Genomic DNA, 23892 nt, shown 5'->3' on the forward strand with positions numbered 1-23892 from the left:
AACTAAAAATGTTTTGAATAAGCTTTTTTCATAAAATAAATACTAATTTAATTTACCCTGAAAATTAGTTTTACCTTAATCTGATAATTGTTTTTATTTTAAAAACTATCTTTGCAAAAACAACACTTATTTTAACTACCATGAAGAATACATTAATTGCACCTTCAGTTCTAGCGGCCGATTTTGGAAATCTACAACGTGACATCGAAATGATCAACAACAGTGAAGCTGACTGGTTTCATATTGATATTATGGATGGTGTCTTTGTGCCAAACATCTCTTACGGAATGCCTGTTTTAGAAGCTATTAACAAACATGCTAAAAAAACCATTGATGTGCATTTGATGATCGTAGATCCAGATCGCTATATCAAAACTTTTGCTGAATTAGGCGCAAATATTCTAAGCGTACACTATGAAGCATGTACACACCTTCATAGAACCCTACAGGCTATCAAGGCTGAAGGAATGAAGGCTGGAGTAGCAATTAACCCACATACTAATATTGACTTGTTAGAAGACGTCATCAACGATATTGACCTAGTTTGTATCATGAGTGTGAATCCAGGATTTGGAGGACAGTCTTTCATTGAAAACACTTACGCTAAAGTCAAAAAATTAAAAGAATTGATCACTAGAAAAGGGGCGTCTACAATCATAGAAGTTGATGGTGGAGTAACTAACAAAAATGCAAGACAATTAGTAGAAGCTGGAGCAGATGTGCTTGTGGCTGGAAGCTATGTCTTCAAAGCTGCTGACCCTATCGCAACTATTGCCGATTTGAAAAAGTTGACAACAATATAAAAACAAAAAAGCCCCTTCTTATCTTTATAAAAAGGGGCTTTTCTTATTTATACTGCTCTAAAAAATATTTAATCAAATCTGTAGTAGTTACAATCCCAACCAATAGTTCCCCTTCACAAACTGGCAAAGCATGAAATTCGAATTTCGATAAAATTTCAGCAGCCTCCCTTATCGTGCTTGATGGAGAAATAATTACTATTTCCTTTGCCATCACCTGTCGTACGGTAAACATATTAAATACAATAGATTCTACATTATCAGCAGCATCATCTGCGGCATCTGCGTAAGAAACCCTCAAAAGATCTGTATAACTTAACATACCTACAATTTTGTTATTGCTAACAACTGGAATGTGCCTAATTTTATGCTTCTTAAATAATTCTTCCGCTTTTGTCAATTCATCAGAAAGATTCAATTTAATTACATTCTTGGTCATAATATCGGAAACCGGTACATTATTTTTCATGATGTTGGAGTTATAAATTCTACTAAATTTACAATTAAAAAAGCAAATTAAACAATAATCCATTATAGATAGAAAAGAAAATGAAACTTTAACTCCACTGAAAAAGGTTTAAACAGCACTTTTACCGCAAAATCGATTCGTCAAAATTGATCATCTCCCTAATATAATTATACAGTTCCGGAAACTGACTTTTAAATATTTGTGGGGTTTCAAAAAAGTGCTCAAAAATAACTGCTAAAAATTCCATCTGATTTGTATAAGCATAGATTCTAAAGTAATCTGAATTGACTATACCACTTAACACCCCAGGTTCCGTTAGATATCTTTGTAACTTAATATAGGTATCTGCAAAAATAACACTACTGTGATCTTTACTTTTTACTCCATGAAAATATAGGGCATGCGAAAACTCGTGTAACCCAAGATTTAAATTATCATTCTCAATACGAAAACCTTCCTTAAAATCTTTCCAAGAAAACACCAAAACTTTCAATTTTGGATTAAACTCCCCTTTATGATAATCCTTATTAATAGTAGAAAAATAGGATTGCGGATAAATAATAATTTTATCGAACACATCAATTAAATAATGTCTCATCCCGAAAGTCATCATGACAAATGTGGCCGAAACCAACACTAGGCATTGATCTGTAAGTACGAAACCAGCGTTCCCGATAAACTGATACTTTCCTAAAAAACAGGCTAATCTATGCTCAAATTTTTGTTGCTGTTCAATAGATAATTTTTGGTAAAAAGAAAATTCATTACTAAGAATATTTCTTTGAGCGGTACTGATTTTTCTCCTGAACGGCGACCAATGGATACAAAGTAGCTTATTGAAGAGTAAAACGTATAAAGACTTTCCATACATAATGGACAAGAACACAAAAACAACCACTCCAAAAACAACGAGTAAAAGAGCTAGAAATGGATCCATATTTTTTTGAACAAAGTTTCGTAATGTCGAAGCTACAAAACTCAAATTACAAAAACAAAATAACCATAAAAACGGCCAAAAAATGCCTTTTTTATGGTTATTATTAGTGGCCGCGACAGGGTTCGAACCTGCAACCCTCAGAGTCGAAATCTGATATTCTATCCAGTTGAACTACGCAGCCTGTTTGATTTAAGATTGTAGATTAACGATTTTAGATTTAAAACCGTTAATCTACAACTACATTTTAAACTAAAAGTTTCTTTACAATTGCAGAGATCGTTTTTCCTTCGGCAGTACCACCTAATTGTGCAGATGCCAATCCCATAACTTTACCCATTGATGCAATACCAGCTGCTCCAGTTTCTGCAATTATCTTTGCAATTACTACCTCAACCTCTGCTTCACTCAATTGTGCCGGCAAGAATTTTTCGATTACTGCAATTTGCGCCAATTCTGGTTCAGCTAAATCCAAACGGTTTTGTTCGGTGAAAATTCTAGCGCTTTCCTTACGGGTTTTCACTAATCTCTGTAGCAATTTAACCTCGTCGTCTTCCGATATTTCTTCTTTTGATCCTGATGCTGTTTGAGCTAAAAGGATTTCAGATTTGATTGCTCTTAAAGCCTCTAGTGCTACTGTATCTTTGGCTCTCATGGCTGTTTTTAAATCATCCATGATTTTTACTGCTAAACTCATATTCTTTCTTGTTAATTTATGATTCATGATTCAATCTGAAAACTGAATACTGTAAAATGATCTTTTTAAATGCCCCAGATAATAGTGAAAAGTCTTTTTTGAGAAAAAAAGTATTCTTTATTGAACTTTAAAAGCAACCAATGGAAGCTGTTTTAAGTACTTATAAAAAAGCATATTCGATAAAATTTGAAACAATAATTGGACTGCGCCCAAATTGAGCATCCCATTATATGTGCGAAGATAAAAAAAATAACCCGAAAATTAAATTCAATTTTCGGGTTATCTCTATTAGGTTTGCTTTAATTAATCTACGTTGTCATGCAAAAAAGAATTGTTAGAACGCAATTGTAAATCGTTGTTACTGTCTGTTCCAACAGAAATTCTTGAATTTGTATTATTTGACTGCGTATTTGATATGTCTATACCTAATCTTTTATAAGCAGGTTCTCTTTCGTACTCATCAATTTTAGAAACATTGTTATGAAATTTATAATTGAATTCCTTCAATTTTTTTCTTCTTTCATCAGCTCTAAGTCTTAATGTTTCTTCTATAGTCATTTCCATAGGTGAAATTTCTTCAAATTTCGAAGAATCACTTGTAGACGTTTCTACTTGTTTCATCGTGATATTCAACTCAGCAGGAATTACTTCCTCTGCTACTTTTGCAGCTGGTTTTGAACTTACAAAGTCATTCTCAGCTTCCATATACTCTTCAAGAGAATACTTAATGATTCCGTTTTCTGATAATTCAGTTACGGGAACAAATTGAACTGGTTGATTTACCTTAATTTCACGTGTTTCATTAGTCAATTCAAACAACACCTTGTTCTCTTCAACTTCAGCAACTGGCTCTGGCTTGAAAAGTGGCAAATCAAAAGAAAAAGCGGTTTGCTCTTCTCTCTCTATAGCTTTTGGTTGTTGAACTTCCTTTACTTGAGCAGCTTTTGGAGTTGTAAAAGTAAAATCGATATCCTTAAGTGGAGAAACGATTTCAAAAGTAACATCTAAGTTTTTAATAAATTCAGACATAGCCAATAAATCCTCATTTCCTGGAACAGGAACGATAGATTCCGGTACTACTTTGTCTTCCGTTAATTCAAAAACGATTCTTTCCTCAGAATTTGATTTTGGAGATTCAGTGTTCAAATCGAATGCAGGAACTGCATCTTTCGTTAGATTGTGAACACTTCTTTGCTCATCCTCTAACGTATGAATTATTTTTTTAGGCTCCGTATTTACGATTCCATTTTGTTGTTCGATATCAAATCCCGTTGCAATAATAGTAACTGCAATTGCATCACCTAGAGTTTCATCTTCACCAACACCCATAATAATATTGGCATTGTGACCTGCTTCATTTTGAATATGGTCATTGATTTCTCCTATTTCATCTAAAGTGATCTCATTAGAACCAGAAACGATGAGCAACAATACGTTTTTGGCACCTGTGATTTTGTTATCATTCAATAATGGAGAATCTAAAGCAGAAACAATTGCTTCTTTAGCTCTGTTTTCACCTTCAGCATTAGCTGAACCCATTATTGCAGTTCCGCTATTAGACAAAACTGTCTTAGCATCACGTAAATCGATATTTTGAGTATAGTGATGCGTAATTACTTCAGCAATACCTCTCGAGGCAGTTGCTAAAACTTCATCCGCTTTTGAAAATCCAGCTTTGAAACCCAAATTCCCGTATACTTCTCTTAATTTATTGTTGTTAATAACAATTAAAGAATCTACCTGCTTGCGTAATTTTTCAATACCTATTTTAGCTTGTTCTTGACGAACTTTACCTTCAAATAAGAACGGAAGCGTTACGATACCTACAGTAAGAATTTCTCTTTCTTTTGCTAATTGAGCAATAACTGGCGCAGCACCTGTTCCAGTACCACCACCCATTCCTGCGGTGATGAAAACCATCTTAGTATTGCGGTCCAACATTTTTTCAATCTCAGCAATGCTCTCAATAGCTGACTGCTGTCCTACATCAGGATTAGCCCCAGCACCGAGTCCTTCAGTCAAGTTTACCCCTAACTGAATTTTATTAGGTACAGAACTACTTTGCAATGCCTGAGAATCAGTATTACAAACGATAAAGTCCACTCCTTTAATTCCTTGTTTAAACATGTGGTTTATAGCGTTACTTCCGCCTCCACCTACACCAATTACTTTGATTACATTTGATTGGTTTTTTGGTAAATCAAATGAAATACTTCCAAATTCTGAGTTGCTCATCATTTTATTTGGTTTTTGATATTAATTATTAATTGTTGTATTCTTAATTTTGGGCATTGCCCTACTCTGCGTTATCTAAAAAATCTTTGATCTTATCTACATAGCGATCAAAAAAGGATCTCTTTATTTTATCTCCTGTAGACTCTTCCTTCTTACCATTACTTTTAGATTCCACTTTTTCAACTTCTTCTTCTCTTTCTCTTCTCTCCTGATATTCATCAACCGGAGGTCGGTTTGGCTGTACTTTTTGCGGAGCTATTTCGTCTTTTCTAACAGCACTTTGTGTTTTATTCTCTATGCTATTCATTACTAAACCTACTGCTGTAGCATACAATGGGCTTGAAAATTCTTCGTCTGAATCACCTGCCAAATGCTCGTTTGGATATCCAATTCTAGTATCCATTCCAGTAATATATTCAACTAACTGCTTAATGTGTTTTAATTGTGCCCCACCACCAGTAAGTACAATTCCTGCAATTAATTTTTTACGTGGATCTTCATGTCCGTATGCTTTTATTTCAGTAAAAACTTGCTCCACAATTTCGACCACACGGGCATGAATTATTTTCGACAAGTTTTTCAAAGAAATTTCTTTTGGCTCTCTTCCTCTTAATCCAGGAATAGAAACAATTTCGTTATCTCTATTTTCACCTGGCCAAGCTGAACCAAATTTTACTTTTAATAATTCTGCTTGTTTTTCGATGATTGAACATCCTTCTTTTATATCATCAGAAATCACATTTCCTCCAAAAGGGATTACCGCTGTATGGCGAATAATTCCATCTTTAAAAATAGCCAAATCTGTTGTCCCTCCTCCTATATCAATCAAGGCAACTCCAGCTTCTTTCTCTTCTTGACTCAACACTGCATCAGACGATGCCAATGGCTCTAATGTCAAGCCAGACAATTCAATTCCTGAACTTTGTATACAACGACCTACATTTCGTATAGATGATGCTTGTCCTACTACAACGTGAAAACTAGACTCTAATCTTCCGCCATACATTCCTATAGGCTCTTTGATTTCAGATTGACCATCAATTTTAAATTCCTGTGGCAATACATGGATAATTTCTTCTCCAGGCAACATAGCCAATTTATTTACTTGATCAATTAACAGTTGGATATCAGCTCCACCTATCACTTCTTCTGGATTACTTCTACTGATGTAATCTGTATGTTGAATACTGCGAATGTGTTGACCGGCTATACCTACAACAACATCTTTTATTTTGTAACCTGAATTATTCTCTGCTTCTTGAATTGCTTGTTGGATCGATTGAATGGTTTGAGTAATATTATTTACTACACCTCTGGCAACACCTAAACTTTTGGATTTACCAACTCCCAAAATTTCTAGCTTACCATATTCATTTTTCTTACCGATCATGGCAACAATCTTTGTTGTCCCAATATCTAGACCCACTGCAATATTCTCTTTTTCCATTATCTATTTATTTAGTACAAACTACTTGTTTTGTAAATCTGAGGTCAATTTTTTTATATTTATATAACGAGCTATCTAAAACTGCCTTTTGAAAAAAGGCTTTATAATCTTTAAATTTTCGCTCCGCATTTATGATTTTACCAAAATCAATTTGATAATCAAAATTTCTGTTGAGCATTTTTAAGCTCCCATTCGGCATAATCTGTATAGCAATGATGTTTTTTTTCAAAAAATCATCGTCATAAATCACACGAAATAATTGGTCTAATTCCTCGTTATTTTTTTTATTTATCACCCCCGAAACAAGCGGAACTCTAGCTGTAAAATTATCCGATAAAGGCATTCTACCCCCCTCATAATCAATATAAAAAGAGTCATTACCATTAAAAACTCTAGCTATAGGAGTCTTTTGTTTCACCACTGCTTTTAAGACACCATCAATACTCACAAACACATCTGATTTCTCAATCAGGTCATTTGAATCCAGTGATCTCTCTAGCTTATTCAAATCTAATTTATCTTTTTGAATGCTTGATGCATTCTCTTTATTTTCTATTAACAATTTATTAACCGTTTCTCGCTTAATAAAAAGTGCATTATCTCCTACAAAAACAACCATCGATTTAGTGAGTTTTCTATTTTCATTTCGCTTTGACGTAAATGAAAACAAGAAAACTACTACCCCCAACATGAGCACTAATCTGATATTTGTCCAATTAAATCTTTTCATTTAATGCTTCTTTGATTGATACTACCATCTCTCCAATATCACCCGCTCCTATCGTTACGATCACTTGAGCATTGCTTTTCAAAATAGCCTCTATCAAACGCTCTTTTGAAACAATTTCTTTATGCTGATTATCAATTTTATCGAATAGCCATTCTGAAGTAATTCCCTCAATTTGCAATTCTCGAGCTGGATAAATATCCATTAAAATTAGCTCGTCAAATTGTGATAGACTTTTTGCAAAATCATCGGCAAAATCTCTAGTTCTGCTAAACAAATGCGGCTGAAAAACCGCTAATACTTTTTTATCTGGATACAATTCACTTACGGCCTGATAAACAGCATCAATTTCTGTTGGATGATGTGCATAATCATCAATATAAACTAATTCTTCTTTCTTTATTTGGTATGAAAACCTTCTTTTAACACCTTTAAATGAAGCTAAGGCTACTGCAATGGCGTCGGTTGGGGTGCCGAATATTTCAGCCATTGCAATAGCCATTAAAGCATTCATTAAATTATGTTTTCCTGGTAATCCAAAACGAAAATCATATAAGACTCCTTTTGGTGTATTTATATCGAATAAATAGCTTCCATCTTCAATTCGAACATTAAAAGCACTGTAAACAGCATCTTCATTTACAGCCACAGTAACCCCCGCAATTGGAAGCTCTTTCGTTATAAATAATTTACTCTTATCTTCTAACTTGTCCGCAAACTCCAAAAATGATGCCTCGATTGCATCACTAGTTCCATAAATATCCAAATGATCGGCATCCATAGAGGTAATACAGGCAATATTAGGATGCAAATGCAAAAAAGAACGGTCAAATTCATCCGCTTCAACAACCGTAACTGTTTTACCGTCACCTATCAAATTTGAATTATAATTTTCTACAATACCTCCTATAAAAGCAGTAACATCAGCTCCACTTTCATATAAAATATGACCTAATATACTTGAGGTTGTTGTCTTTCCATGCGTTCCTGCAACTGCAAAGCAGAACGTATCTTTAGTAATTATCCCTAAAACTTCTGCCCTTTTTTTGACATGAAAATCACGTTCTACAAAATAATTCCATTCTGAATGCGAAGTAGGAACTGCTGGTGTAATAATCACCAAAGTATTTTCAACAAAATAATCTTTAGGAATTAAATCAATACTATCTTCAAAATGAATTTCAATCCCACTAGCGATTAATTCCTTTGTTAAAGTCGTAGGGGTTTTATCATAACCTGAAACTTGTTTCCCAATATTTTTAAAATACCGAGCCAAAGCACTCATACCGATGCCACCGATTCCGATGAAATAGACGTTATGTATTTGGTTTAAGTTCATTTTTTCTGTGTGTTTATTTTTATTTCAAAAAGTCAAATGACTTTATGACTATTACTTTTTAATTAATTTTACGATTTCATCAGCGATTGCTTTTGTCGCCTTTGGCATTGCTAATCGTTTGATATTCTTGCTTAATTGATTTTGCTTCTCTTGATCTTTCAATAAAGCTTCAAAAACCAAACTGAACTCAGCATCCAATTCTGATTCTTTCACAAGAAGAGCTCCTTTTTTATCCACTATGGATTTTGCATTTTTCGTTTGATGATCCTCTGCTACATTAGGAGAAGGAATAAAAATCACCGGTTTTCCCACAATACATAATTCCGAAACCGACGACGCACCTGCACGAGAAATAACTATATCCGAAGCTGCATAAACTAAATCCATTCTCTCTATAAAAGCAAAAACTTGTACATTATTAGCATTGCATTTTTTATAATCTTCGAAATATAACTTCCCACATTGCCAGATAATTTGGATATTTTGAGAAGCAAATTTTCCTAGTTCCGCTTCAATTAATTGATTTACTCTTCTCGCTCCAAGGCTTCCGCCAAGTACTAACAAGGTTTTCTTATTCGGATCTAAATTGAAATGTTGGATTGCCCCTGCTCTTTTACTTTCAATATCAATTAAATCCTGGCGAACCGGATTTCCAGTCAAAACCATTTTCTCTTTTGGAAAAAATCGTTCTAAATTCTCATAAGCAACGCATATCACATTTGCTTTTTTGCTTAGTAGCTTATTGGTAATTCCAGGAAAAGAATTTTGTTCTTGTATCACCGTAGGAATACCCATTACACTTGCCATCTTTAATAACGGACCGCTGGCAAAACCACCAGTTCCAATTACTACATCTGGATTAAACTCCTTTATTATTTTTTTTGACTTCCACAAGCTATCAACTAACTTGAAAGGAAACATCATATTCTGTAAACTAACTTTTCGCTGCAATCCAGCAATCCATAATCCTTTTATTTGATAACCAGCCTGAGGGACTTTTTGCATTTCCATCTTGTCCTTGGCACCCACAAAAAGAAATTCAGCATCTGGGAAACGCAATTTTAATTCATTGGCAATAGCAATTGCTGGGTAAATATGCCCACCAGTTCCACCACCACTTAATATGAATTTATATTGTTTCATCTGAAATAAAAGTTATTACGTTATTAAAAAAACAGTTAATTATCTAAAAATATTATTTGTTTAAAACTGCATTCATAGGATTTACTGCCGTGTCCTCAATAGAGTAATCGTCTAGCGCTACATCTTCAGAAGCCAATTCAGCATCAATCAGTTTATTGAGTGCTTCTTCTCTTTTGGCTGCATCTTTTTGTTCTTGTTCTATTTCTTCGTCTTTTTTAGTAACACTTATGATAATTCCAAGTGCAAAACAGGTCATCCAGATAGAACTTCCACCACTACTTATTAATGGTAGTGTTTGCCCAGTTACAGGTAGTAATTCGACCGCAACGGCCATATTAATCATAGCCTGAAATATCATGGGAAAACCTAATCCTATCACCACTAATTTTCCAAATATTGTATTGGCTTTGTGTGATGCAACAACAAATCGAAATAACAATAATAAATATAAAACAAGCACTCCAAAGCCACCTATAAGTCCATATTCCTCAACTATAATAGCATATATAAAATCAGAAGAAGACTGTGGCAAAAAGTTCTTTTGAACACTTTTACCCGGACCCAATCCATAAATTTTCCCTGAAGCAATAGCAATTTTCGCTTTCTCAATTTGATAATCATCTTCATCAGGCTTATCAGTACTGAAATTTTCAATTCTGCTTTCCCAAGTTTGCACTCTACTAAAAAATCTCGATTCTGGAAATGCCTTACTTAGCAAAACAAAAAAAGCAAGAAATAGAATTCCTGAACCTATAATAATTCCGATATACTTTAGCGGATATTTCCCTATGAAAACTAACATCAATATCATCGCAAAAATCAACGCTGTCGTAGAGAAGTTAGCTGGTAAAATAAGAATCAACGTAAAGAACACCGGCGCCCAAAGCTCCCATAATGACGCTTTGAATGTAATAGGAATTTCTCTAGATTTTGATAAATAACGAGCCACAAAAATAAATAACACTACTGATGCTAATGTCGATGTTTGAAACGATATCCCTATAAAAGGCACCTGGATCCATCTGCTGGCATTAGCACCCGCGATAACTGTTCCCTTAACTAATGTGTACAACAGTAATATCCAAACAACAGGCAAAGCCACTTTCGAAATAGCCCTGAAATAATGGTATGGAACTCTGTGAACCCCATATATAATTAAAAACCCAATACAAATGTGAGCCAAATGCTTTACTAAATAGCCTAACGTATTTCCCGTTCCATGACCCAAATAAGCTAAATTACTACTAGCACTAAAAACAGGCATAAACGAAAACAGAGCCAATAGAGCCACGAATGACCATATTCCTTTATCTCCTTTTAAGTTGCTTATTAGTTGTTTCATTTTTATTGTTTGAATTATAAAACTATTATTAGTTGTGCTTACAGATTTTGTACTGCTTGTTTGAATTGATTTCCTCTATCTTCATAGTTTTCAAACAAATCAAAACTAGCGCAGGCTGGTGATAATAAAACCGTATCTCCTTTTTCAGTTAATCTTTGCGCCATTCTCACGGCATCAGTCATGTTCGACACTTCAATCATCATATCAACAACGTTTCCAAAAGCATCAATTATTTTTTTGTTGTCTACTCCAAGACAAACAATAGCTTTTACTTTTTCACGCACTAATGACATCAATTCATTATAATCGTTTCCTTTATCAACTCCACCCACAATCCATACTGTTGGTGAATTCATACTGTCAAGCGCAAAAAATGTAGCATTAACATTTGTCGCTTTTGAGTCATTGATATACTGAACATTTTGAATTTTCAATACTTTCTCAAGACGGTGTTCTACACCTTGAAAATTAGATAAACTTTCACGAATCGTTGCTTTTCTTATTTGCATCAATTTCGCCACAGAGGTTGCTGCCATTGCATTTTTCATATTATGTTTCCCTTCTAAGGCAATAGATTCAGTCTCCATTTTAAACTCATCTTGATTGATAATTACTTCCATGTTATTGTTTTGTATAAATGCTCCTTCGTTGAATGTTTTTGTCAATGAAAAAGGGATTAGTTTTGCTTTCGTTTTGTTATTTTTAAACCATTCTGTAATGGCTTCGTCATCTGCATCGTATATGAGGTAATCATCCTCCGTTTGATTCATCGTTATTCTAAATTTTGAATCAATATAATTTTCGTATTTATAATCGTATCGATCTAAATGATCAGGACTGATATTCGTAATTATAGCAATATGTGGCTTGTAATCTACAATCCCGTCAAGCTGAAAACTACTTAACTCTAATACATAAGAATCAAATTTATCCTCAGCTACCTGCTGAGCAAAGCTCTTTCCTATATTTCCTCCCAACCCTACATTTAATCCAGCCGATTTTAACAAATGATAGACTAACATTGTCGTAGTGGTCTTTCCATTACTTCCTGTAATCCCTATCGTGATGGCTTTTGTAAAAGGAGCTGCAAATTCAATTTCAGAAATCACAGGAATACCTTTTTCGATTAGCTTTTTAACTATTGGAGCTTTCTCAGGAATACCAGGACTTTTCATCACCACATCTGCATTCAAAATCAAATTCTCAGTATGTTGTTCATCTTCGAAATCAATACCATTACTTATAAGAACTTCTTTGTAATTTTCTTTTATTTTTCCAAAATCAGACACAAAAACATCATATCCTTTTTCTTTCCCAAGAATGGCTGTACCCACTCCGCTTTCTCCTCCGCCTAATACAACTAGTCTCATGTTATCTTAATTTTAAAGTAACAATTGAAAGAATAGCTAACATTATGGCTACAATCCAAAATCGGGTCACAATTTTACTTTCATGATAACCTTTCTTTTGATAATGATGATGTAAAGGAGCCATTAGGAAAACTCTTTTGCCTTCGCCAAAGCGTTTTTTAGTGTATTTAAAATAAGCGACCTGCAACACCACCGAAAAGTTTTCAACTAAAAAAACACCGCACAATAACGGAATCAATAATTCTTTACGAACCGCAATGGCCAGCACTGCAATGATTCCTCCAATAGTTAAACTTCCTGTATCCCCCATAAATACAGATGCAGGATAAGAGTTGTACCAAAGAAACCCAATCAATGACCCAACAAATGCTGCAATAAACACAGTCATTTCGCCCGAATTGGGTATGTACATTATATTTAGATAATTCGAGAAAATAATATTTCCAGAAAGGAAAGTAAAAATCCCTAATGCCAGAACGGATATTGCTGACGTTCCTGCCGCGAGCCCATCAATTCCATCAGTTAAATTAGCACCATTTGAAACTGCAGTTATAATAAAAATCACCACTGGAATAAAAATTAACCAAGCCCATTTTTCATAACCTTCACCAGTCCAGGCCAACAGCTCTGCATAATCAAATTCATTGTTTTTGAAAAAAGGAATTGTAGTTGCTGTAGATTTTTCTTCAACTGGACTTTGGCTAATTACATTTTCAGTAGTAACTCTAAAAATATCATTTTTACCAGTATCAGTTCGCACCGTAACATTTGGACTAAAATAAAGGACTGTTCCTACAATCAAGCCTAATCCTACTTGGCCAAAAACCTTAAAAATACCTTTTAATCCTTCTTTGTCTTTTTTGAAAATTTTAATATAATCATCAATAAAACCAATAGTTCCCATCCATAAGGTCGTAACTATCAATAATACGATGTAAATATTATGCAATTTTGCAAACAACATAACGGGCACAAGTGTAGCAAATATGATAATAAGTCCGCCCATTGTAGGCGTTCCCGCTTTCTCATTTTGACCAGCTAATCCCAACTCTCTAACCGTTTCACCAACTTGTTGATTTCGTAAAAAGTTTATAATTCTTTTACCGAAAACAGTAGATAACAAAAGAGATAACAGAAAAGCCAGAGCCGATCTAAAAGTGATGTATTGAAATACTCCGGCTCCGGAAACATTCAATATTTTGTCTAAATATTCAAATAAATAATACAGCATATTTTTTACTATTTATGAAGTTGTTCTAATATCTCCTTAACTATTTTCATGTCATCAAAGTCGCTTCTAACACCTTTGATTTCTTGATAAGTCTCATGTCCTTTACCTGCGATTATGACAATATCATTTGGCTGAGCCAATTGGCAAGCCGTTTTAATAGCCTGTTTTCTATCTGTAATCGTTAATACTTTTTTATAATTCTGAGCCGCAACTCCTTTTTCCATTTCAGCAATAATAACATCTGGATCCTCATTTCTTGGATTATCAGAAGTTAGCACCACTTTATCGCTCAATTCTGTAGCGATGCTCGCCATAATTGGGCGTTTTGTCTTATCTCTATTACCCCCACAACCTACAACCGTGATTAGTTGTTCGTTTTTTGTACGAATATCATTTATAGTTTTCAACACGTTCTCAAGCGCGTCTGGCGTATGTGCATAATCTACAATTGCCGTAATGTTTGTAGTAGAAACAATGTATTGAAACCTTCCAGAAACACTTTCTAATTCAGAAAGTAAACGAAGCGTTTCAAGACCATCTAATCCCAATTCAATGGCTGTACCGTATATAGCCAAAACATTGTAAGCATTAAATGTTCCGATGAGTTTTACCCAAACTTCATTTCCGTCAATTTTCAACAATAAACCCGACAATTGATTTTCAAGAATCTGTGCTCTATAGTCAGCATAAGATTTTAAAGCATAAGTGCGTTTTATAGCTACAGTATTTTGCATCATCACTGCACCATTTTTATCATCTATATTTGATAAAGCAAATGCGGTCTTTGGAAGATTGTCAAAAAATGATTTTTTCACATCTCTGTATTCTGCAAATGTGGGATGGTAATCCAAATGATCGTGAGATAAATTGGTAAAAACCCCACCAACAAAATGCAAGCCTTCCGTTCTTTTTTGGTGAATCCCGTGGGAGCTCACTTCCATAAAACAATATTCAACTCCTGCTGCAATCATTTCTCTCAAATAATGATTGATCGTGATTGAATCCGGTGTTGTATGTGTCGCTTTATATTCCGTATCGTCAACTAGAATTTTAACAGTAGACAATAATCCTACTTTGAAACCTGCCTTTTTAAATAATTGATACAAAAGCGAAGCTATCGTTGTTTTTCCGTTAGTTCCTGTTATCCCAACAAGCTTTAAATCTTTCGAAGGATCTCCGAAAAAATTAGCCGCCATGAATGCAAGCGCTTTATTAGTATCTTTTACTTGTATATAAGTAATTCCTTTTTCAAATGTATCAGGAAATGTATCGCAAACAATTGCAATAGCTCCTAGTTCAATCGCCTTTTGAATATAATCGTGACCATCAGAAACAGATCCTCGAATGGCAACAAAAACATCGTTTTTCTCGACTTTTCTAGAATCAAATTCAATTTTCCCAACAGCAACATCTGTCGAACCCTTAATGGATTCAATAGCTACTTTGTATAATATGTCTTTTAGTATAATCACAATAATTCAAGTGTTATAGTTGTGTTTTTAATTATATCCTGACCCGCCTGAAGCGATTGTGTTTTTACTTTACCCATACCGACTGCATTTACTTTTATCCCTAAATTTTCTAATAAAGCAATAGCATCCATTCCTGGCATTCCTTTAACATTTGGAACAGATTGCTTTTGCTTTTGCAAACGAGCAAAATAGTCATTGTAATTATTTTCCTGTTTCGGAATTTTTCTATTCAAATTTTTAATTTCGTTTGTAGAAGGAACATCAGTGAATATCTTCTGTGCTATTCTTTTAAAAACTGGCCCCGCAACACCTGCTCCATAAAAATCACCCTTAGCAGTGCTTGGTTTATGAACCACTACTATACAAGAATATTTAGGATGATCTGCTGGGAAATAACCCACGAAAGAAGACGCATAGTGCATTTTAGTACCGTCCCTTTTACCATAATTTACTTGAGCTGTTCCCGTTTTACCAGCCATAGAGAAATCTTTAGAATACAATTTAGACGCCGTCCCTCTTTTAACTACGTTCTCCAAAACTGCTTTTAACTTTTTGATTGTTTCAGGCGAACAAACTCTCGGATTGATTACTTCTTTTTCAACCTTTACTATCGTTTTATTCCATTCTTTTATTTCAGATACAAATTGAGGTTTTACCATCACACCATTATTTGCCACAGCATTATAAAATGTTAAGGTCTGCATTGGTGTAATCGAAACCCCATAACCAAAAGCCATCCAAGGAAGAGATATATTACTCCAATTTTTATCTGTAGGTTGCGGAATGAAAGGGCGACCTTCACCTTCAAAATCCATTTTTAATTTCTTGTTAAATCCCCAAGTGTTAACATGCTTAACAAATCGAGATGGATTCTCTTTATAATTATCATAAACAGCTTGAACCAATACCGTATTAGATGACAACTCAAAACCTCTAGCCAAAGAAATTTTTCCGTAACCACCTTTATGCGAATCGCGAACAGCCTTACCTGAATACCTAATTTCTCCACCAAAAGTGTTGTAAACAGTACTTGTATCTGCCACTTTATCTTCTAAAATAGCCATCATGTCAACTAATTTAAATGTAGATCCAGGTTCATGAGACTCAGCTACAGCATAATTTGTAGTCTCATAATAAGTTCCGTCACTAGCTCTCCCTAAATTCGCGATAGCCTTTACCTGACCTGTTTCAGTCTCCATGACAACCACGCAACCATGATCCGCTTCGTACTCTTGCAATTGTTTTAACAAAGCATGATGCGCAATATCCTGTATATAAACATCAATTGTAGAAATAACATCATAACCATCTTGAGGATCAACTTCATTGACATCACGAATAGGCTTCCACTGTCCTTTTGCAATTTTTTGTTTTAGAATTTTACCGTCTTTTCCATTCAGGTATTTTCTATATGCCCATTCAATTCCTTTACCGTCAAACTTACCTTCAGCAACTTCTCTTTCGTAACCAATAGTTCGCTCTGCGATTTTACCGATCGGATGTTCTCTAATTGTTTTTTGCTCTACAATAATACCACCCTTGTAAGCTCCTAATTTAAACAAAGGAAATCCCTTGATTTTTATATAGTCTGTATAACTTAAACCGCGAGCAATTAAGTAATACCTATTATTATTAGCTCTAGCTTTTCTAAGTTCGTTTTGATAAAAACCACTTGACTTTCCTAAAATCGTAGCCAGGGAATCAGACAATGCTTGTACATTTTTTTCGAAATTCTCTACTTTGGGAGCAAGAGCATCAAACCTTATAGTATAATTAGGTATCGAAGTAGCCAATAAACTTCCATCTGATGAATAGATATTGCCTTTATTTGCCGGAATAACAAAATTCTTAACCGTTCTTTCTTTAGCTAATTTTCTATAATAATCCCCTTCAACCCACTGTATATTAGTTAATTTCACGGCAATCGCGATTGCAATCAAAAAGATAGCAAAAGCAACTAGGTAGATTCTGTATGATATGTGTTTATCTTCTACTGCCATATTTTTTTAAGAAAACTTTTTTCTTCTATTTTTATTACTTTAATTTTTACTGGAGGAACAGTCGATGGGAAAATTTCTTTTTCAATCATTTTTTCAGAAACTGTGGATTCCATTTTCAACTTCATCAGTTGCGAGCGTCTATCAACAAATTCAGATCGTAATTCTTTCACTTCGTTTGTCAGTGCCGCAATCTTAAAAACCTTTTGTTCGTATTGTTGCGTATTAGCAATCATGATAATGGCCAAAAGAATAAGAAAAACGATAAAACGCCAATTTTTAATAGCATCATCATCTATAAGAAATCGCGCCTTCAATATGTTAGTAAAACCGTTCTTCATTTGCCTTAGTTCTGACCTTCTCAAAAAGAGAGAATGCCGCGATATTAAAAGTTAGTATCTATACTTCTGCTGTAACCTCCTTCAATTTGGAGTGAGAATTATATCTTTTCGGCTATTCGTAGTTTAGCACTTCGCGCTCTATTATTCAACTTAATTTCCTCGTTGTTTGGAACAATCAGTTTGCCGACGGTTTTAAAAGGAACTGAAAAATTACCGAAGAAATCACGCTCAGGCTCTCCCTCAAACATTCCGTTTTTCATAAATCTTTTCACCAATCGGTCTTCTAAAGAATGATAAGAGATAACACTTAGTCTCCCTCCTTTATTTAAAATCTCTAAGGACTGCTCAAGAAACTCCTTTAATACATCCATTTCTTGATTCACTTCAATTCGAATGGCCTGATAGATTTGAGCCAATATTTTATTCCTAACTCTTTCTGGTAAAAATTTAGCCAAAACCTCTTTTAAATCATCAGTCGTAGTGATTGGTCGCTCTTCTCTTGCTTGAACGATTGTTCTCGCTAGAACTGGAGCATTTTTCAATTCCCCATAATCCAAGAACACTCTTTTCAAGTTTGCTTCATCATATTCATTAACCACTCTATTGGCATTCAGATCATTCTTCTGGCTCATTCTCATGTCTAATTCAGCATCAAAACGAGTTGAAAACCCTCTTTCAGCCACATCAAATTGATGCGAAGAAACTCCTAAGTCACCTAAAATCCCATCTACACTTTTTACACCATAAAAACGTAAAAAACGTTTGATGAACCTAAAGTTCTCATTAATAAGAACAAATCTTTCATCGTCTAAAGCATTAGCTAATGCATCCTCATCTTGATCAAAAGCAAACAGTTTCCCATTTGGCCCTAACCTGCTTAAAATTTCTTTTGAATGCCCACCTCCACCGAAGGTAACATCCACATAAATGCCATCAGGCTTAATATTTAAACCATCTACTGATTCCTTTAGCAAAACCGGATTATGATATTCCATTGTCGTCGTCATTTATATTTCCCATTACTTCCTCTGCCAAATCAGCAAAATCTACATCTTCTCCATTAATCGATTTCTCGTATAAATCCTTATCCCATATCTCAACAATATTTACTGCCGAAGAAAAAACAACATCTTTCGAAAGATTCGCAAAAGAAACAAGGTCTTTAGGAACTAATAACCTCCCCAACGAATCAATTTCTACTACCTTCACGCCTGCTGTAAACCTGCGTATAAAATCATTGTTTTTCTTTACAAATCGATTGAGCTTGTTGATTTTTGACATCATCAAATCCCACTCAGCCATAGGATACAACTCCAAACAAGGCTGAAACACAGAACGTTTCAATACGAAACCGTCTTGTAACGAAAGAGCCAGTTGCTTTTTTAAAGGAGCTGGCAACAGCGCCCTTCCTTTAGCATCTACCTTACATTCATATGTTCCGACTATTGTAATCAACTGAGTTTTCTTTTAGAAATGAACTAAAGCAAAAATATGAAAAATATTACCACTTTCTACCACTACTTACCACTTTGTTGATAAGTTTAACCACTTTTGACCAGAACCCCTTAATTTTTGGACTGTCAGACTGTTAGCTACTTTATAAATTTGAGCAACGATTCTTCAAACTAAAGAAATAGAGAGTTGATTATACGTAATCATTTAACAGCTAAAACCAATTATTTACAATAAAAACCTTCTCTAAAAATCGAGATTATTACATTTTAAAATATGTTGGAAATAAAAAGATTAAAAAAAGCCCATAATAAACTTAAAAATTGTACCCAAAAATTCATTTTAATTTATTAAATCATATATTTGTGAAAATTGAAAATCCGCATTCAAAAACATGGAAAAAAATTATAAGAAAGAAGGTAAATACAGCTATTATGAAGCTGGAGAAGGAACGCCAATTGTTATCTTACATGGCCTAATGGGAGGACTTAGTAATTTTGACGCGGTTGCCAGTTATTTTTCTGAAAAAGGATACAAAATAGTAATCCCGGATCTACCTATATATACTCAAAATATTCTAAAAACTAATGTCAAAAATTTCGCCAAATACGTCAAAGACTTTATCACTTTCAAAGGTTTTGAAAGAGTAATACTTTTGGGGAATTCGTTAGGAGGTCATATTGCATTATATCATACTAAAATGTATCCTGAAAAAGTTGCGGGACTTGTAATAACAGGTAGTTCAGGATTATACGAAAGTGCCATGGGCGACAGTTACCCAAAAAGAGGTGACTATGAATACATTAAGAAAAAAGCCGAAGATGTATTTTATGACCCAAAGGTAGCTACACCAGAACTTATTGATGAAGTTTACGCTTCAGTAAACGACAGAATAAAACTGATAAAAACGCTGACAATCGCAAAAAGTGCCATTCGACATAACATGGCAAAAGATTTACCTAAAATGCATGTTCAAACTTGTATTATATGGGGTAAGAATGACAAAGTTACACCTCCGGATGTTGCTGAAGAATTCAATAAATTATTACCAAACTCTACTTTATATTGGATCGACAAATGTGGACATGCGGCAATGATGGAACAACCTGAGGAATTCAATAGACTATTGGAAGACTGGTTAACACATACCCACTTAAAAGCACACTAATCCTTTACAGGAGAATTTTACACTTAGAAAAAATGAAAATTAATACTGCCGAATTCGTAATTAGCAATTCAGACGTCTCAAAATGTCCAAAGGACTTTTTGCCGGAATATGCTTTTATAGGCCGATCAAACGTTGGGAAGTCCTCATTAATCAATATGTTGACCAACCATAAAAAGCTTGCCAAAACTTCTGGAAGACCTGGAAAGACTCAGCTTATCAATCATTTCTTAATAAACAACAATTGGTTTTTAGTAGATTTACCAGGATATGGCTATGCCAAGGTATCCAAAAAAACCAAGTCTGTTTTTCAGCAATTTATTACAGACTATTTCGAAACTCGAGAACAACTAGTTTGCGCCTTTGTTTTAATAGACATTCGTCATGAGGCACAAGCAATTGATATTGAGTTTATGGGATACATGGGAGAGAGCGAAATTCCTTTTTGTATTATCTTTACCAAAGCAGACAAAATCAGTAAAGTAAAAATTGATTCACATATTGCAGCCTATAAAAAGAATATGTTCGCAAATAACTGGGCAGAAATGCCACATTATTTTGTGACTTCAGCAACGGAATCTATTGGAAAAGAGGAACTACTTAATTATATAGAGGAAGTAAATCAAGAGGTTTTCAAAAACAAAAATCAATTTTAGAAAGTAGCTACTTCTATAATAAAACAAAAAAAATCCCAAAACTAAAGTTTTTAGTCTTGGGATTTTTTTTAGGCATTCAACATGAATTACTTTTTCAATTCCAGTTTTTCAGCAAAATATTCGCAAAACTGCTTCATTGTATCTGTCATTTTCTCGTCTCCAGTGGCACGATAAAAAGTATCCGCCATGGTAACCAAAGTCTGATGAAAGAATATCTTCATTTCATCAACAGGCATTTCTTTTGTCCATAAATCAATACGCAAACTTTCTTTTGCTTTGCTGTCCCAAACTGAAAGCATAACTGCTTTAGCTTCTTCTAACTCTACACCACCATCTTTCGCAGACCATAATAATTTTTCTGGAACTTGGTTTTCATCTAATTCAACTTGAATCTTAATTTCTGATTTGTTTTTATCTGACATTACTTTTTAGGTTTGTATTTTGATTTTTCAAATATTTCTTTAGTACTCGAATTTAATAATTGTTGCAAAGATACCTTATTGTTTTCCATATACGAACGAACAATTTGCCATCCTACCCAAGCTCCTACTCTACCTGGGCTTTCATTGTCAATTTCTAAATAAAATTTAGAAAAAGGAGCCATGCTTATAAACCGTGGTATTAGTTTTTGATCATCACTATAAAGCAATTCTTTCTCGATAAAATACCTCCACATATAACTCTCATTCTCCTCACACCAGCTTATCTGCTCGGGCGTATAACCCATCTTATCAGCATCGCTATAATCCGGCAATAGCATATCTTTCAGATACAACTCCTTACCTGCAAAAATCATATTAGATAGCAGACTCTTATCCTGATTAGGAGCTGCTTTATAATTATAAAAACTAGAAACAACATCTGGCATAATCTGTCTTTCCACAAAATTCTGCTTAATATAGTTTGGAAACTGATAAAAATTATGCTCTTTACCTAAATACATTTCGAGAGAAATAATAACCAGACTATCAGCATATATTACCTTATTATTATAATCCATTTCAGATATTACTGTAATCAGCCTAGGTATCGTTGTTTCCGGAAAATAATATTTCAGATGCTTAAATAACGTGACAGCCTCACTTTGAACTGGAGTAAAATCCGCGTATTTTTTTTGAACTTCACTATACAACTCGCGCCATAAAGGATCTTGCATTTTATCTAACCAAACTGAATCTTCATTTCCAGCAGGAAAAAAATACGGAAATTCGTTCTTCACTTTACTTAAATCTTCGGGCTGTGTTTCGAAAAATACTTTATCAAATCGCTCTACCTTTATTTCTACAGGTATGTCATTAACAGCCTTCTCTATTTTATTTTTTTGTCCACACGACAAAAGAAATAGACTTAGAACACTAGAAATTAGGTATGTTTTCATTTTTTTAATTAAATTTGCCTCAGAAAAATCACTCAAAAGAGCAGGCTACTTATTGCTTTTGCAAATATACATTCCTCTTTGTTAAAAGTTAAACTATTATGACTAAAAAAAGCACCATACAAGTTGATCAAGTGAATACCCAAATTGTGAACTGGTTAAAAGCCTATGCAGAAAATGCAAAAGTAAAAGGATTTGTTATTGGTATTTCAGGCGGAGTTGACTCAGCTGTCACCTCAACATTATGCGCACAAACCGGTCTTGAAGTTTTATGCGTAGAAATGCCCATTCACCAACACGAAAGCCATGTAAGTCGAGGCCGTGAACATATCAAACAATTAAAAAGCAGATTCCCTAATGTCACAAATACTCAAGCTGATTTAACTTCAGTTTTCGAAGCATTTAAAAAAGAAGTTCCTAGTGATTTTGAAGAACATAAACTAGCGCTGACTCTTGCAAACACAAGAGCACGACTTCGTATGACTACCCTATATTATTTTGCAGGTGTTCATGGACTATTAGTTGCAGGAACTGGAAATAAAGTAGAAGATTTTGGCGTAGGCTTTTACACAAAATACGGAGATGGCGGAGTGGACATAAGTCCAATTGCTGATTTAATGAAATCTGAAGTATTTTCTCTGGCCGCATATCTAGAAGTTCCGGAATCCATTCTGAAAGCAGCTCCATCTGACGGACTATTTGGTGATGAAAAAACAGATGAACAACAATTAGGTGCTAACTACGATGAGTTAGAATGGGCTATGCTTGAAGATGAAGCAGGAAAAACAGCTAATGATTTTTCAGGAAGACAAAAAACAGTCTTTGAAATCTACAAACGCTTAAATAAAATTAACCAACACAAAATGAGAGAGATACCAGTTTGCTTAGTTAATCGGAATTAATTGCGTTTTATCCAGAAAATTAGTAATAATATTATTTTATTATTAAATTTATTATATCATTTTGACAGATAACTCTTAAATAAAGAATTATGATTAAAGTTTGTTTAGCCGATAACTATCCAGTCGTGCATTTTGGAGTGAAATCTTATTTTAAAGATCATGCCGACATATCAATAGTTGCCAATGTTGGTAACTTCCTGATGATTCGCGATATACTCCTTACTAAAGAAATCGACGTATTAATATTAGACTTGGAACTGGAAGGACTTGCCAGTATTTTTGAAGTGAAATCAATTTTGAAAACTTTTCCAAAAACTAAAATTATTATTTTCAGTGGTCTTTCAGAACAAATTTATGCGCCAAACGCAATTAAAGCGGGTGTCTCAGGATTTGTCCATAAAAAAGAAAAACTCGAAACCTTAGGTCAATCTATTGTTAAAGTCAATCAAGGAAAGATAATCATGAATGAAACCGTGAAAAAGAATCTTGCCTTAATTGCAAAACAAAGTAAGAGCGAGCGCCTGTATCGAAAATTATCTAATAGAGAAGTAGAAGTACTACGTTATTTAAGTGCAGGGAAAAAGAATCATGAAATTGCTGAAATCCTAAATCTTAATGAAAAAACGATTAGTACCTACAAATTGCGATTGTTAACAAAACTAAATGTAACCAATTTGGTTGATTTAGTTGAAAAAGCAAAAAAACTGGAAATCGTCTAGTTATTTTTTGTCTTTAACCATCCTGATGATTTAGAAAACGAGTTGATTCATTTCATAGTCAATCGCCATAAATAAGAAC

Annotated in this window: 23 protein-coding genes and 1 tRNA gene; 5 read left to right on the forward strand and 19 right to left on the reverse strand. The window is 34.1% G+C overall.

Annotated elements, in window-relative coordinates; all coding sequences use genetic code 11:
* Nucleotides 1-140 precede the first annotated feature (140 nt).
* A complete protein-coding gene (gene rpe, locus BLV91_RS10230) occupies nucleotides 141-803 on the forward strand; it encodes a ribulose-phosphate 3-epimerase (protein WP_091432691.1) in 663 nt (220 codons plus the stop codon).
* Nucleotides 804-846: 43 nt separating this feature from the next.
* Here the strand turns inward: rpe and BLV91_RS10235 are convergent, their stop codons facing one another.
* The 17 genes from BLV91_RS10235 to BLV91_RS10315 form a co-directional block, all read right to left on the reverse strand.
* Nucleotides 847-1269, reverse strand: coding sequence for a CBS domain-containing protein (locus tag BLV91_RS10235; RefSeq protein WP_091432694.1), 423 nt, complete (start codon nucleotides 1267-1269; stop codon nucleotides 847-849).
* A 121-nt stretch (nucleotides 1270-1390) separates the two neighbouring features.
* A complete protein-coding gene (locus BLV91_RS10240) occupies nucleotides 1391-2206 on the reverse strand; it encodes a zinc-dependent peptidase (protein ID WP_091432697.1) in 816 nt (271 codons plus the stop codon).
* A 107-nt stretch (nucleotides 2207-2313) separates the two neighbouring features.
* Nucleotides 2314-2387, reverse strand: a tRNA-Arg gene (locus BLV91_RS10245).
* A 63-nt stretch (nucleotides 2388-2450) separates the two neighbouring features.
* Entirely contained in the window at nucleotides 2451-2900 is a 450-nt protein-coding gene (locus BLV91_RS10250) for a GatB/YqeY domain-containing protein (protein WP_091433059.1), read from the reverse strand.
* A 303-nt stretch (nucleotides 2901-3203) separates the two neighbouring features.
* Nucleotides 3204-5138, reverse strand: a complete 1935-nt coding sequence (ftsZ, locus tag BLV91_RS10255; RefSeq protein WP_091432701.1) for a cell division protein FtsZ — start codon at nucleotides 5136-5138, stop codon at nucleotides 3204-3206.
* 58 nt (nucleotides 5139-5196) lie between these two features.
* Nucleotides 5197-6582, reverse strand: a complete 1386-nt coding sequence (gene ftsA, locus BLV91_RS10260; protein WP_091432705.1) for a cell division protein FtsA — start codon at nucleotides 6580-6582, stop codon at nucleotides 5197-5199.
* Nucleotides 6583-6589: 7 nt separating this feature from the next.
* On the reverse strand, nucleotides 6590-7312 hold the full coding sequence (locus BLV91_RS10265; protein WP_091432707.1) for a cell division protein FtsQ/DivIB: 723 nt from the start codon (nucleotides 7310-7312) through the stop codon (nucleotides 6590-6592).
* The gene (gene murC / locus BLV91_RS10270; RefSeq protein ID WP_091432711.1) at nucleotides 7299-8648 is read right to left on the reverse strand and encodes a UDP-N-acetylmuramate--L-alanine ligase; all 1350 of its coding nucleotides are present in this window, start codon (nucleotides 8646-8648) and stop codon (nucleotides 7299-7301) included. The genes BLV91_RS10265 and murC overlap by 14 nt, the downstream gene beginning before the upstream one ends.
* A gap of 51 nt (nucleotides 8649-8699) precedes the next feature.
* Entirely contained in the window at nucleotides 8700-9791 is a 1092-nt protein-coding gene (gene murG / locus BLV91_RS10275; RefSeq protein ID WP_091432716.1) for an undecaprenyldiphospho-muramoylpentapeptide beta-N-acetylglucosaminyltransferase, read from the reverse strand.
* A 52-nt stretch (nucleotides 9792-9843) separates the two neighbouring features.
* The gene (locus tag BLV91_RS10280) at nucleotides 9844-11133 is read right to left on the reverse strand and encodes an FtsW/RodA/SpoVE family cell cycle protein (RefSeq protein ID WP_091432719.1); all 1290 of its coding nucleotides are present in this window, start codon (nucleotides 11131-11133) and stop codon (nucleotides 9844-9846) included.
* 38 nt (nucleotides 11134-11171) lie between these two features.
* The gene (gene murD, locus BLV91_RS10285) at nucleotides 11172-12503 is read right to left on the reverse strand and encodes a UDP-N-acetylmuramoyl-L-alanine--D-glutamate ligase (RefSeq protein WP_091432722.1); all 1332 of its coding nucleotides are present in this window, start codon (nucleotides 12501-12503) and stop codon (nucleotides 11172-11174) included.
* Nucleotide 12504: 1 nt separating this feature from the next.
* On the reverse strand, nucleotides 12505-13734 hold the full coding sequence (mraY, locus tag BLV91_RS10290) for a phospho-N-acetylmuramoyl-pentapeptide-transferase (protein WP_091432725.1): 1230 nt from the start codon (nucleotides 13732-13734) through the stop codon (nucleotides 12505-12507).
* A gap of 8 nt (nucleotides 13735-13742) precedes the next feature.
* Nucleotides 13743-15206, reverse strand: coding sequence for a UDP-N-acetylmuramoyl-L-alanyl-D-glutamate--2,6-diaminopimelate ligase (locus BLV91_RS10295; RefSeq protein WP_175513989.1), 1464 nt, complete (start codon nucleotides 15204-15206; stop codon nucleotides 13743-13745).
* Nucleotides 15203-17206: a penicillin-binding protein gene (locus tag BLV91_RS10300; protein ID WP_091432727.1), complete on the reverse strand. Its 2004-nt coding sequence runs from the start codon at nucleotides 17204-17206 to the stop codon at nucleotides 15203-15205. Before BLV91_RS10300 ends, BLV91_RS10295 begins: the two co-directional genes overlap by 4 nt.
* A complete protein-coding gene (locus BLV91_RS10305; protein WP_091432729.1) occupies nucleotides 17197-17544 on the reverse strand; it encodes an FtsL-like putative cell division protein in 348 nt (115 codons plus the stop codon). Before BLV91_RS10305 ends, BLV91_RS10300 begins: the two co-directional genes overlap by 10 nt.
* A 98-nt stretch (nucleotides 17545-17642) precedes the next feature.
* Nucleotides 17643-18551 (reverse strand): 16S rRNA (cytosine(1402)-N(4))-methyltransferase RsmH, encoded by a 909-nt coding sequence (gene rsmH / locus BLV91_RS10310; protein WP_175513990.1) that lies wholly within the window; start codon nucleotides 18549-18551, stop codon nucleotides 17643-17645.
* On the reverse strand, nucleotides 18526-18999 hold the full coding sequence (locus BLV91_RS10315; RefSeq protein WP_091432731.1) for a division/cell wall cluster transcriptional repressor MraZ: 474 nt from the start codon (nucleotides 18997-18999) through the stop codon (nucleotides 18526-18528). The genes rsmH and BLV91_RS10315 overlap by 26 nt, the downstream gene beginning before the upstream one ends.
* A gap of 391 nt (nucleotides 19000-19390) precedes the next feature.
* Between BLV91_RS10315 and BLV91_RS10320 the strand changes: the two genes are divergently transcribed.
* Complete coding sequence (locus tag BLV91_RS10320; protein ID WP_091432734.1) at nucleotides 19391-20164, forward strand: alpha/beta fold hydrolase; 774 nt, start codon at nucleotides 19391-19393, stop codon at nucleotides 20162-20164.
* Between the two features lie 32 nt (nucleotides 20165-20196).
* The gene (gene yihA, locus BLV91_RS10325; protein WP_091432736.1) at nucleotides 20197-20817 is read left to right on the forward strand and encodes a ribosome biogenesis GTP-binding protein YihA/YsxC; all 621 of its coding nucleotides are present in this window, start codon (nucleotides 20197-20199) and stop codon (nucleotides 20815-20817) included.
* Between the two features lie 86 nt (nucleotides 20818-20903).
* Here yihA and gldC read toward each other — a convergent pair whose 3' ends face one another.
* Nucleotides 20904-21239 (reverse strand): gliding motility protein GldC, encoded by a 336-nt coding sequence (gene gldC / locus BLV91_RS10330; protein ID WP_091432738.1) that lies wholly within the window; start codon nucleotides 21237-21239, stop codon nucleotides 20904-20906.
* Complete coding sequence (gene gldB, locus BLV91_RS10335; RefSeq protein ID WP_091433068.1) at nucleotides 21239-22195, reverse strand: gliding motility lipoprotein GldB; 957 nt, start codon at nucleotides 22193-22195, stop codon at nucleotides 21239-21241. Before gldB ends, gldC begins: the two co-directional genes overlap by 1 nt.
* 98 nt (nucleotides 22196-22293) lie before the next feature.
* Between gldB and nadE the strand changes: the two genes are divergently transcribed.
* Together nadE and BLV91_RS10345 are read left to right on the forward strand one after the other, a co-directional pair.
* On the forward strand, nucleotides 22294-23094 hold the full coding sequence (nadE, locus tag BLV91_RS10340) for an NAD(+) synthase (RefSeq protein ID WP_091432742.1): 801 nt from the start codon (nucleotides 22294-22296) through the stop codon (nucleotides 23092-23094).
* A gap of 89 nt (nucleotides 23095-23183) precedes the next feature.
* Complete coding sequence (locus tag BLV91_RS10345) at nucleotides 23184-23813, forward strand: response regulator transcription factor (RefSeq protein WP_091432747.1); 630 nt, start codon at nucleotides 23184-23186, stop codon at nucleotides 23811-23813.
* The last annotated feature ends 79 nt before the right edge of the window (nucleotides 23814-23892 follow it).

The sequence above is a fragment of the Flavobacterium degerlachei genome (genome assembly GCF_900106645.1).
Classification (GTDB): domain Bacteria; phylum Bacteroidota; class Bacteroidia; order Flavobacteriales; family Flavobacteriaceae; genus Flavobacterium; species Flavobacterium degerlachei.